Below are 11726 nucleotides of genomic sequence, written 5' to 3'. Positions count from 1 at the left end.
TGGGCAGCCTCGTCGCCGTCTCCACGGCTGGCGACAGAAATGTTGGTACGACAATATTTATGTCGTGAGTGGAATTATCTAGCATGAACGACGACGATCCGTTCTCCGACGCCGACCCCGTCGATCCGGCGGACGACGACCGTCTCGACACGGAGACGCCCAAAACGGAGCTGTCCGAAGCGGAGCGTCTCGAAGCCAAACAACGGGAGTTAGCCCAGCGCAAGCGCGGCCTCGCGGACTTCGCCGACGAACTGGACGAGCGCGAGGCCGAACTGAACGAACGCGAGCGCGAACTCCGGAATCGAAGCCAGCAACTCGACGAACGCGAGGCGGAACTCGACCGGCGGGCACAGCGGATCGAGGAACGTGAGGCGGAACTCGACGACCGGGAAGTGGCCATCGAGGAGCGCGAACGCGAGCTCGAGCTGCGGGCCGAGGAACTCGACGAGAAGGAGCGGACGCTCCAGGAGTACGTCAGCGACAGCATCCGCGAGACGGTTCACGAGGCCATCGAAGACGCGACTCCCACCGACGACACGCAACACCGGTTCGGGACCATCGGTAGCCTCATCCTCGGCCTCGTCGGCGTCACGCTCATCATCGGCGGCGTGCTCCACGGGTTCGCCGACCAGATCGCGCTGGTCCCGGCCGTCTTCGCCAACGACGCCGCGAACCTCGGCGTGACGGTCCTTCTGCTGTTCAGCGGCCTCGCCGCCAACCTCGCGGCCGTGGCCGACTGATTCGGCCGATCGCATCCGGTGAGATGCCGCCTGCCTGGCATCAAAAGGACCATGCCGTCTCGCCCCCCGCTAGCCCGTACCCAGGTGGTTCCATGACGAAGAAACGCGAGTACACGGGCGACTACCCCGACAAGACCCTCTACATCCCCGGCCCGACCGAGGTGCGCGAGGACGTCATCGAGGCGATGTGCGAGCCGATGTTCGGTCACCGGATGGACCGGATGACGGACCTCTACACCACTATCGTCGAGGACACGAAGGACTTCCTCGGCACCGACAACGACGTGATCGTCCTCACCGCCTCCGGCACGGAGTTCTGGGAGGCATCGACGCTCAACCTCGTCGACGACCGGATGCTCGTGCCGACCTGCGGCAGTTTCAGCGAGCGCCACGCCAACGTCGCCGAGCGACTGGGCAAGGACGTGGACCGTCTCGAATACGACTGGGGCAAGGCAGTCAAGCCCGAGGACGTTCGGGAGGCGCTCGAAGCCAGCGACGCCGAGTACGACGTGGTCACCTGCGTCATGAACGAGAGTTCGACCGGCGTGCGCAACCCGATCGAGGAGATCGGTGACGTGGTAGCCGAGTATCCGGACACCTACTTCGTCGTCGACGCGGTGTCGGCGCTCGGCGGCGACTACATCGATGTCGACGCCCACGACATCGACGTGATCTTCGCGTCGACCCAGAAGGCCTTCGCCATGCCGCCCGGCCTCGCCGTCTGTGTCGTCAGCGAGGACGCCTACCAGCGCGAATGCGAGAAGGATTCCGCGTCGTGGTACGGCGGTTTCCAGCGCTGTCTCGACTACTACGACCGGAAGGGGCAGACCCACTCCACGCCCGCCATCCCCATCATGCTCGCCTACCGTCAGCAGATGAAACACATGCTCGACGAGGGGCACGACGCTCGCGACGAGCGCCACCGCGAGATGGCCGAGTACACCCGCGAGTGGGCACGCGAACACTTCGATATGTTCCCCGAGGCGGGCTACGAGTCACAGACCGTGAGCTGTATCGAGAACACGCAGGGTATCGACGTGGCGGCGACCATCGACGCCGTGTCCGAAAAGTACGACATGGTCTTCTCGAACGGCTACGGGTCCTCGCTGGGGGAGCAGACGTTCCGTATCGGTCACATGGGCGAACACACCGTCGAGAGCATCGAGGCGCTGACCGACGCTATCGAGGACGTGGCGGGGCTGTAAGGGATCAGAGGTCCGCTTCCTGGAACCACAGCAGCCCCAGGAGCGGGGGCACGAGAATCCACACCACCAGCATGAGCGTCGCGGACACCTGCATGTTCACGTCACCCTGCGTGTAGAGCGCGCCCTGCATGAACGCGTTCGAGACGGTCTTGAACGAGCCCGTCGGGTTGATGAGTGTGAGCATCCGCAACACCTGCTGGCCCGACAGCGGGAGCCACGACGGCCCGCCGCCCATCCCCAGATAGAACTGGAGGGGGAAGCGCACCGCGCCCCACAGCGGGACGAACAGGAAGTAGATGCCGATGGCGCCGGCGATGGCCCGACGGCTCGACGCCGCGGCGGTGGAGAATCCGACCGCGATGCTGACGAAGCAGACGGCGAGAACCGCCGTCAGCAGGGTGTAGCCGAGATACGAGAGCACGTCGAAGTTCACTGCTGGCACGACGAGGAAGATCAGCGCCGGCAGGAGGAAGCCGACGGCGATGGGGGCCGCGATGGCGCCCGACCGGCCGATCACCTTCCCGAACACCACGTCCGCTCGTGAGTGCGGGAGCGAGAGCAGGAGCTTCAGCGACCCCGACTCCCGCTCCCCGACGATGGCGTTGTACGCGACGATCAGCGCGATCAGGGGCACGAGCGTCGTCACCAGCGCGTCACGGACGAACAGCGAGTTGAGGATCTGGTTCGAACTGATGGTCTCGCCCGGCGCGGGGCGGACCAGATACGCCGCGGCCGACACGAGAAGCACGAACAGCGCCGAAAGGACCGCCACCCACCGCGAGCGGATGGCGTCCTCGAAGTCCTTGCGGGCTACCGCCGTCCACGTCATGCCGACACCTCCCCTTCCGTGTAGGCGAGAAACAGGTCCTCGAGCGACGTTTCCTCCGTCTGGAAATCCTTGACGGTGACCCCCTCGTCTTCGAGCGCCCCGATGACCGAGGTCTTGGCGTCGGGGTCACAGGTAACCGTCACCGTTCCGCCGTCGGTTGCCGCGTTCGACACGCCGTCGAGCGCTCTGACCGCCTCCAGATCCTCCTCGCTCGCGGCGTCGACGGTGATGACCAGCGTCTCGCCGCCCTCGACGGCGTCGCGCAGGCCTTCGATGCTATCCTCGGCGACGAGTTCGCCCTCGCGCATGATGCCCACGCGGTCACACACCGCCTCGACCTGCCCGAGGACGTGACTGGAGAAGAAGACGGTCGTGCCACGTTCTGCCTCCTCGCGGACGATGTCGCGCATCTCGCGGGCGCCGCCCGGATCCAGACCGGAGGAGGGCTCGTCGAGGATCAACAGGTCGGGATCACCGACCAGCGCCATGCCGAGGACGAGTCGCTGGCGCATCCCTTTGGAGTAGCCGTCGGCCTTCCGGTCGGCGGCGTCGGCGATGCCCACTCGCTCTAACACAGCGTCGGGATCGCCGTCGACTTCCTTCGAGCGCATGGCGAACTCGACGTGTTTGCGCCCGGTGAGGCGGTGGTACACGTCGTAGCCTTCGGGCAACACGCCGGTTCGACGGCGCACCGCGACGCTCTCGGTGCCCGCGTCCATGCCGAGGACCCGTACGTCGCCGCTGGTCGGGCGGACGAAATCGAGCAACATGTTGATCGTCGTCGACTTCCCCGCACCGTTCGGCCCAAGAAAGCCGAACACCTCGCCCTCGGGGACCGTGAGGTCGAGGTCCGAGACGGCCGTGACGTCGCCGAAGCGTTTCGTCACGCCGTCGAGTTCGATTGCGACCATGGAAACCCGTTGGTCCAGTCTCGGTTAAAGGGTTTAGGTGTCGGACGCCGCCGTCGTCCCGATCACACCGTCTCGTCGGGGTCGTGGCGCTCCGCCATCCGTGTTGCTTCCGTCGCGTATCGCTCGCGCAGGTCTGCGTCCGCGACCGGTTCGAGGGCGTCCGGTTCGGTGTCGACGGCTGCGGTGACGCCGCCGGACCGCTCGACGGCGATGGGCGCTCGTTCGATCCGGCGGACCGACTCGCCGTCGGTCGTCGCGTACGCGAGCGAGATGAGTCCCTTGTCGTCGTAGGTGCGCTCGACCAGCCAGAGTCGTTCCGTCTCGGCCATGTCCGGGCATCGACGCGCCGAGTGTTATACCCTCGCCCTCCTCACTGTCCGTCCGCCCGGAGTTCGGCCACGCTCCGTTCGAGTTCCCCGACAGCGTCGCCGGCCTCGTCGGCGGCGGCGACGATCCGATCCGCCGCTGTCGCCGTCTCCTCCGCCCGATCCCGGAGGTTCTCTATCGTCGCCGTCAGTTCCTCGGCCGTCGCCGCCTGATCGTCCGCCGTGCGCGACACTTCCGCGACGCCGTTCGCGACCTGTTCGATCGTCGAGGCGATGTCGTCGAACGTCTCCAGCACCGCTCCGATCCGGTCGCTCGCCTCGTCGATTCGCTCGACCGAGTGGGTCGCCGCGTCGACCGTGTCGCCCGTCTGAGCCTGGAGCGCCTGGATGTCGTCGGTGATCGACTCGGTGTGGTCGTGGGTCTGTTCGGCCAGCGACTTCACCTCGTCCGCGACGACGGCGAAGCCGTCGCCGTCCTCGCCCGCCCGCGCCGCCTCGATGTTGGCGTTGAGCGCGAGCAAGTTCGTCTGGTCCGCCACTTCCGAAATCACTTCCACGACCGCTTCGATGTCGTCCATCCGCTCCCCGAGGGCGGTCACGTCGTGGACGAGTTCCTCACCCACGTCGACGACGCTCTCGGTCGCCTCGCGGGCGTCCTCGCTCGCGTCCAGACCCTCCGCCGCCGCTGTCCGGGCCTCGCTCGCCGCCGTTTCCACCTCGTCCGTCGTCGCCGCGACTTCCTCGATGCTCGCGCTGAACGACTGCATCTCGTCGGCCCCTTCCGCGAGCAGGTCGTTTTGCTCGTCGACGTTCTCGGCGATGGCGTCCGCCGCCGATGCGGTGCGGTCGATAGCCCCCGCCAGCGACTGCGTCTCGTCGTCGACCTGTTCGGTGAGGTGTTCGAACTCCGCCGCGGTTCGGTTCAACTCCGTCACGACTTCCGCGAGACGGTCGTCGACTTCGCGTTCGTCGGCGTCGAACGCCGCCCGAGCGCCGAGACGCCCCTCCGCGAGTTCGTGGAGCGTCCCCCGGACCTCGTCGACGAGATCCGCGACGGCCTCCTGCCGTCTCACCTCCGCTGTCCGGTCCCGAATCGCCTGAATGGCGCCGACGAACTCGCCGTCTTCGTACAGCGGCATCGACGTATGGCGGAGATGCCTGGTCTCGCCCTGCCGGTCGGTCATCGTCTCCTCCATCGCGTACAGCGAGAGCGTCTCGTCTTCGAGTTCGACGCCGTCACGGTCGTCGGCGGATGCCGGCGCGTCGAGCACCGTCTGTGCCAGCATCTCCGTCTCGCGGCCATCGGGGTAAAACACCGTACTCGGTCGTGTCGAGCCGATGGCGGCGTCGTCGCCGTTCCCCGTCAACTGCTCGATGCTGTGGTTCCACGCCACTACCGCACCCTCCGGCCCGAGGACGAACACGGGCATTCCGACCCCGTCGATGAGCACGTCGTCGTCGATGTTCAGCTCTACCGCGTCGGTACCGTCCGATTCCTCGAAAGCGACGGCATCCGCCTCGACACCGCCGTCCGATTCGAGTGCATGCGGCGACTCGCCGGCCGCGCGCTTCGATTCGTGCGATTCGGGACCAGGATTCATACGCCAGCGGTCGATAGCGCCCCTCTTAACCGTTGCTAGCGATTCTCACGCCTGAAAACGCCGGCGCAACGCGTCAGGCTCATTGGCGCGCGACGGCTACGGCATCGGTGATGGACGCGACTGCGGTGCGCGACCGGGCGGCTGATCTGCCGCGCGATCCGGGCGTCTACCTCTTCTACGAGGATGACAGCGTCCGCTACGTCGGCAAGGCAGTCGACCTCCGGGCCCGGGTGCGTTCCTACGCCGACCCGCGGAGCGACCGCATCCGACGGATGGTCGACCGCGCCGACCGGATCGACGTGGCCGTCACCGACACCGAGACGCAGGCGCTCCTGCTGGAGGCGAACCTCATCAAGCGCCACCAGCCACGGTACAACGTCCGGCTCAAGGACGACAAGTCCTACCCGCTCGTCCAACTCACCGCCCACGACGCCCCGCGGATCGAGGTGACACGCGACCCCGACGAGGGGGCGACGGTCTTCGGCCCCTTCACCGACAAGGGTCGCGTCGAAACGATCGTGAAGGCGCTCCGGGAGACGTACGGCCTCCGCGGGTGTTCCGACCACAAATATCGGGGGCGAGACCGTCCCTGTCTCGACTACGAGATGGGGCTGTGCAGCGCCCCCTGTACCGGCGAGATCGACGCCGAGGCGTACGCCGAGGACGTGCGCGCAGCCGTCCGCTTTTTCGAGGGAGAGACGGGCGTGTTGGCCGACCCGCTCCGCCGCGAGATGGAGGCCGCGGCACAGGCGCAGTCGTTCGAGCGCGCCGCTAACCTCCGGGATCGACTGGAGACGGTCGAATCCTTCCACGGCACCGGCGGCGACGCCGTCGCTTCCCCCGCCGACGAGCGGACGGTCGACGTGCTCGGCGCCGTCGTCGAAGGCGACCGGGCGACCGTCGCCCGTCTCCACAGCGAGCGCGGGCAACTCGTCGACCGCTCGCGGCACCGACTCGACGCGCCCGAGGGCGAGGACCGGGCCGGCGCTCTCCTCGCCGCCTTCGTTCCGCAGTACTACGCCGACCGCGAGTTGCCAGACGCCATCCTGTGTTCGGAGCGCCCGGACGACGACGAAGTGCTCGCGTGGCTGGAAAGCGAGGGCGTCGCCGTGCGCGTCCCCGGTGCCGGCCGCGAGGCGAAACTGGTCGACCTCGCGCTGAAGAACGCCCGTCGACGGACGGGCGGCGACGACGCGGCCGCGCGCCTCGCCGACGAACTCGGCCTCGACACGCCGCCCGAGCGCATCGAGGGGTTCGACGTGAGCCACGCCGGCGGGAAGGCGGTCGTCGGGAGCAACGTCTGCTTCGTCGACGGGAGCGCCGAGAAGTCGGCCTACCGCCGGAAGAAACTCACCGAGCGCAACGACGACTACGCGAACATGCGCGAACTCGTGCGCTGGCGTGCCGCTCGCGCCGTCGACGGGACGGACGACCGCCCCGATCCCGATCTCCTCCTGATCGACGGCGGCGACGGCCAACTCGCTGCCGCCCGCGACGCTCTCGGAGAGACGGGGTGGGACGTACCCACCATCGCGCTGGCGAAAGCCGAGGAGCGGGTGATCACGCCAGACGGCGTCCACGACTGGCCGGCCGACGCATCCCACCTTCATCTCCTCCAGCGGGTGCGCGACGAGGCCCACCGCTTCGCGGTCCAGTACCACGGGGCCGTCCGCGACGAGGTGTCGACGGCGCTCGACGAGGTGCCGGGCGTCGGTCCCGAGACGCGCCGGCGACTCCTCCGGCGGTTCGGGAGTGTCGAGAATGTGCGCGAGGCGTCGGTCGCGGATCTGCGGGATGTGGAGGGCGTCGGCGAGAAGACGGCCGACGCGCTGGCGCGACGGTTGTGAACAGGTGGCGCCGGGCGCGGCTTTCGCCGCGCCGCTCCGTGGCAGTAGCCACGCTCGCGGGGCGTGGCGCCACACACCCGCGAGCGCCCCGCGACCGAACTCAGGTCACGGGATGGCTGGCCGCGGGTTCGTATTTGAATCTCAGGCGATTTCGTCGTACTGTTCGCCCAGTTTCTCGGCCGCGTCGTCCATCAGATCCGCCTCGTAGTCGTCGAGGTCCCACTCCACCACTTCTTCGACGCCGTTCGAGCCGAGTTTGACGGGGACGCCGAAGGCGGTGTCTTCGTAGCCGAACTCGCCGTCGAGCACGATGCTGCCGGGGAGGACCTCGCCCGTGTCGCGGATGACGGCCTCGACCATGTGGGCGACACCCGTCGCCGGGCCCCACTCCGTCGCGCCCTTGCGTTCGATGACGTCCATCGCGGACTCCTGCAGGTTGCCGAGGATCTCCTCGCGTTCGTCCGCGGTGAACTCGGGGTCGCGGCCGTCGACTCGCACCTTCGAGAAGACGGGCACCTGCGCGTCGCCGTGTTCGCCGAGAATCGTCGCCTCGACGTTCTGCACGGGCGCGTCGAACCGCTGGGAGAGGACGTAGCGGAAGCGCGCGGAGTCGAGGCGGCCGCCGAAACCGATGACGGCGTGCCGGTCGCGGTCGCCCGTCTCGTAGAGGTGACGGTTGAGCAGGTCGACCGGATTGGAGGTAGTGATCGACACGAAGTCGTCGTTGTACTCCGCGAGCGACGAGCCGATATCCTCCATGATCGGCGCGTTGTCGCCCGCAAGGTCGATGCGGGTCTGCCCCGGTTTTCGGGGGATGCCCGCCGTGATGACCACCACGTCGGAGCCCTCTGTCGCCTCGTAGCCGCCCTGCCGGACGACCGTGTTCGAGTCGTAGGCGATGCCGTGGTTCGCGTCGGCCGCCTGTCCGACCGTCTCGGCTTCCATGTCCGGAATGTCGACGAAGACGAGTTCGTCCGCGATGTCCCGAAGCGCGATGTTGTAGCCTGCCGCGGCACCTACCGTTCCCGCCGCGCCGATGACGCTCACTTTCGTCATATCACGTACCGATGGCGACGGACACCGATTAAACGCTTCGGAAGGCCCGAATTCGGCCCGCAGTCGGCGTACGACCGTTCGACTCGTGTCGAAAATCCTCGGCCCGACCCCGTGGGCTTTTTCGACCTCGACCGCCTTCCTCGATCCATGAGCGGGTTCGACGAGGAGGCCGAACGCGAGCGACTCCGGGAGAAGTACGAACAGGACCAGGAGAAGCGGGCGGCTACCCAGCGCATGAGCGAACTGCTACTCAAAGGGGCGACGATGACCAACAGCCACTGCGACACCTGTGGCGACCCCCTCTTCCGGTACGACGGCCAGACGTTCTGTCCGACGTGTCAGGCGGCCGATCAGGAAGCGGCCGCGGACGCCGAGGACGGAGCCGAGGCGGACGACGCGGCCACCCCCGACACGGAGTCGACAGCCGAGGCCACACCCACGTCCCCGGACGCGCCCCGCGACCGTCGTGCCCCGTCGAGCGCCGGCGGCGAACCGCCGACCGACGCCGCAGAGCCTCGCCCCACCCGAGAGCCGCCGACTCGGCCGTCACCGTCGGCCGACACCGCCGACCTCGACGACATCCGCGCGTCGCTCTCGCGGACGCTCGCTCGCTACACCCGCGCGGCCGAGGAGACCGATGATCCGCGGCGGGCCAAGGAGTTGCTCGCCGCCGCGCGCGAGGCGGCGGAGACGCTGGCGGCGCTGAATCGCTAACGGTACTCGCTCCCCACCACGTCCCGAATCCGGTCGGCGGTCACCTCGCCCACGCCGTCGACCGCCAACAGGTCCTCCTCGCGGGCCGTCATCACGGCCTCGACACTCCCGAAGTGTTCGAGAAGCGACCGCGCCGTCACGGGGCCGATGTCTGCGATGGCGCCGACGACGTACTCCTGCTGTTCGGCCAGCGTCTTGGCGCTCTTCTCGCCGTGAACGCTGACGGACCGGTCCCGCGTCGTCTGCTCCCGGCCCGCGAGGACGGCGAGGAGGTCCGCGGTGTCCCTCTCGTCCTCGGTCCGCAGGACGCTGACGCCGAAATCGACCGAGAGCGACGCCAGCGCACCACGGATGGCGTCCGGGTGGACGTTGCGCTCCTCGTAGAGGCCGCCGCCTTCGATGATCACGACCGGCCGGGCGTAGTGGCGCGCGAGGTCACCCACTTGCTCGAACAGCGACCGGTCGCTTCCGGTGAGGGTGTCGAGGAAGTCCGACACGCTCTTGCGCTCGACGGCCACGCGGTCGGAGACGACGTAGTCGCCCACCGCCAGCGTCTCCAGTCGCGTCGCCACCCCCTCGCGGGTCGAGAGGTCGCGGGCGATGGCCGAGTCGAGTTCCCGCTGGTCGACGACGATTTCGACGGTGTCGCCCTCGTCGTCCGTGCCTGCGGTGGCGACGACGGCGTCGTCGTCGGGGCTGTCCTCCGATTCGGCGTCCGCGTCGTCCGGCGTCCCGAACTCGGCGAGGCCGGGCTGGGCCGTCGCGCCGCCGTCGGCCTCCGCCGCGTCGGCGCCTGCTTCGGCGCCATCCGTCGCCGCCGTATCCGTTCCGGCTCCGTCGAACGAATCCAGCGCCGTCTGGGAGTCGTCGAGTTCCGCCTCCACTTCCTCCGCGACGCCTTTCAGTTCCTTCAACTCGTCTTCCATCTCCTGCTCGCGCCGCCGCGAGATCCAGAAGAAGGCCTCGTCGCGGGTGTCCTCGGCCATGAGGACGACTACGCGCCCCTCGTCCTGTCGCCCCGTCCGACCCTTCCGCTGGATCGACCGGATCGCCGTGGGGACGGGTTCGTAAAAGAGGACGAGGTCGACTTCGGGCACGTCGAGCCCCTCCTCCGCGACGGAGGTGGAGACCAGCACCTCGAACTCGCCCGCCCGGAAGGCGTCGAGCGTCTCGCCCTGTTCCTTCTGGCTCATGCCGTCCGAGCCCTCCTTGTCGCCCTGGCCGACGAACCGGCGCACGTCGAAACTCTCGCTCAGGAAGTCGGTCAGTGCCTCGGCAGTGTCGCGCGATTCGGTGAAGACGATGACACGCTCGCCGCCGCCGATGCCGAGCGTCTGGGCGAGGAGGACGCGCGTCTGGCGGAACTTGGGGTGGAGGTCGTCGAACGCCTCGGCTTTCCGCATCGCTTCCCGAACCTTCGGTTCGGAGACGAGGCGCTGGCTCGCCTTCGACGCGCCGGAGGCGCGAGCGGCGTTGCGCTGGCGTTCGAAGTAGCGGCGCAGGGATTCGACGGACTGCGTCTCCGCGAGTTCGACCGCGCGCCGCAGTTTCATCACCTCGGCGTGGATCGACATCCCCTCGTACCCCTCCGACTGGTCGGCGTCGATGAGGTCCTGTAACTGCCCGCGCATCTTGTTCAGGTCGCGCTGGGAGAGGTCGGGACTCGTCGTGTTCGTGACGCCGAGTTCTTTCAGTTGCTCCAGCCGGTCTTTGATCACCTCGTTGATCGCGTCCCGAATCTCCAGGACAGGATCGGGCAAAGTCACCCGCTCCCACTCCACCTCCGTGTCGTGAGTGTATTCCGCCACGTCGGCGTCGTCCTCGGTCATCACCGCCACCTCCGAGAGGCCGAGGTTCTCGCAGACAGTGAGAATCGCCTCCTCGTCGCCGCCGGGCGAGGCGCTCATCCCCGTCACGAGCGGCGATTCGGCGTCGGCGTGGTAGCGCTCCGCGATGTAGACGTAGGCGTAGTCGCCGGTCGCGCGGTGACACTCGTCGAAGGTGAGGTGGGTCACGTCCGAAAGCGAGATGCGGCCGCCGATCAGGTCGTTCTCGACCACCTGCGGCGTCGCGATGACGATGCGGCTGTCTTCCCACAGCGCCGCCCGGTCGTCCGGGCGCACCTCGCCGGTGAAGACCGTAATCTCGTCGTCGGGGATGGTGAGCGCCTCGCGGTAGAAGTCGGCGTGCTGTTGGACCAGCGGTTTGGTCGGCGCGAGAAAGAGCGCTGTCCCACCGATTTCGTGCAACCGTTCGGCGGTCACGAGCAGGCTCACCGTCGTCTTGCCGAGTCCGGTCGGGAGACAGACGAGCGTGTGGGCGTCGCGCGCATCGGACGCGAGCTCCATCTGGTAGCGACGCCGCTCGATAAATCCGGGTTCGAGCAAGGGGTGCTCGACGTACGCGTCCTCGTCGGTGGCCGCCATCGGCCGTGCTTGGGCGGCGGCGTGGTTAAGGGTTGGCGAAGCGTGGTGAAAGTGAAGCCGGACGGGGAACT

The 11726-nt window shown here is 67.9% G+C and carries 10 protein-coding genes; 4 read left to right on the top strand and 6 right to left on the bottom strand.

Translation table 11 applies throughout. From position 1 onward, the window contains the following. The first annotated feature begins 83 nt into the window (after positions 1-83). Entirely contained in the window at positions 84-740 is a 657-nt protein-coding gene (locus tag DU502_RS00710; protein WP_121921179.1) for a hypothetical protein, read from the top strand. A 92-nt stretch (positions 741-832) separates the two neighbouring features. Then, a complete protein-coding gene (locus tag DU502_RS00705) occupies positions 833-1945 on the top strand; it encodes a pyridoxal-phosphate-dependent aminotransferase family protein (RefSeq protein WP_121921180.1) in 1113 nt (370 codons plus the stop codon). Positions 1946-1949: 4 nt separating this feature from the next. Here DU502_RS00705 and DU502_RS00700 read toward each other — a convergent pair whose 3' ends face one another. The 4 genes from DU502_RS00700 to DU502_RS00685 form a co-directional block, all read right to left on the bottom strand. Continuing rightward, positions 1950-2774, bottom strand: coding sequence for an ABC transporter permease subunit (locus DU502_RS00700; protein ID WP_121921181.1), 825 nt, complete (start codon positions 2772-2774; stop codon positions 1950-1952). Then, on the bottom strand, positions 2771-3685 hold the full coding sequence (locus DU502_RS00695; RefSeq protein ID WP_121921182.1) for an ABC transporter ATP-binding protein: 915 nt from the start codon (positions 3683-3685) through the stop codon (positions 2771-2773). The genes DU502_RS00700 and DU502_RS00695 overlap by 4 nt, the downstream gene beginning before the upstream one ends. A gap of 62 nt (positions 3686-3747) precedes the next feature. Continuing rightward, positions 3748-4014: a hypothetical protein gene (locus DU502_RS00690; protein WP_121921183.1), complete on the bottom strand. Its 267-nt coding sequence runs from the start codon at positions 4012-4014 to the stop codon at positions 3748-3750. A gap of 41 nt (positions 4015-4055) precedes the next feature. After that, complete coding sequence (locus DU502_RS00685; RefSeq protein ID WP_241966823.1) at positions 4056-5612, bottom strand: methyl-accepting chemotaxis protein; 1557 nt, start codon at positions 5610-5612, stop codon at positions 4056-4058. Between the two features lie 110 nt (positions 5613-5722). Between DU502_RS00685 and DU502_RS00680 the strand changes: the two genes are divergently transcribed. Further along, positions 5723-7459 (top strand): excinuclease ABC subunit C, encoded by a 1737-nt coding sequence (locus DU502_RS00680; protein ID WP_121921184.1) that lies wholly within the window; start codon positions 5723-5725, stop codon positions 7457-7459. Between the two features lie 141 nt (positions 7460-7600). Here DU502_RS00680 and mdh read toward each other — a convergent pair whose 3' ends face one another. Beyond that, the gene (mdh, locus tag DU502_RS00675; protein WP_121921185.1) at positions 7601-8515 is read right to left on the bottom strand and encodes a malate dehydrogenase; all 915 of its coding nucleotides are present in this window, start codon (positions 8513-8515) and stop codon (positions 7601-7603) included. A gap of 147 nt (positions 8516-8662) precedes the next feature. Between mdh and DU502_RS00670 the strand changes: the two genes are divergently transcribed. Then, complete coding sequence (locus tag DU502_RS00670; RefSeq protein WP_121921186.1) at positions 8663-9229, top strand: Sjogren's syndrome/scleroderma autoantigen 1 family protein; 567 nt, start codon at positions 8663-8665, stop codon at positions 9227-9229. Here DU502_RS00670 and DU502_RS00665 read toward each other — a convergent pair. Next, complete coding sequence (locus tag DU502_RS00665) at positions 9226-11655, bottom strand: DEAD/DEAH box helicase (RefSeq protein ID WP_121921187.1); 2430 nt, start codon at positions 11653-11655, stop codon at positions 9226-9228. The two genes, DU502_RS00670 and DU502_RS00665, sit on opposite strands and share 4 nt — an antisense overlap. Positions 11656-11726 lie beyond the last annotated feature (71 nt).

Origin of the sequence: Haloplanus aerogenes (assembly GCF_003856835.1) — an archaeon.
In the GTDB taxonomy this organism is placed as follows: Archaea; Halobacteriota; Halobacteria; order Halobacteriales; family Haloferacaceae; genus Haloplanus; species Haloplanus aerogenes.
The sequence above is the reverse complement of the archived record's forward strand: the minus strand, read 5'-3'. Positions and strand labels throughout refer to the sequence as shown.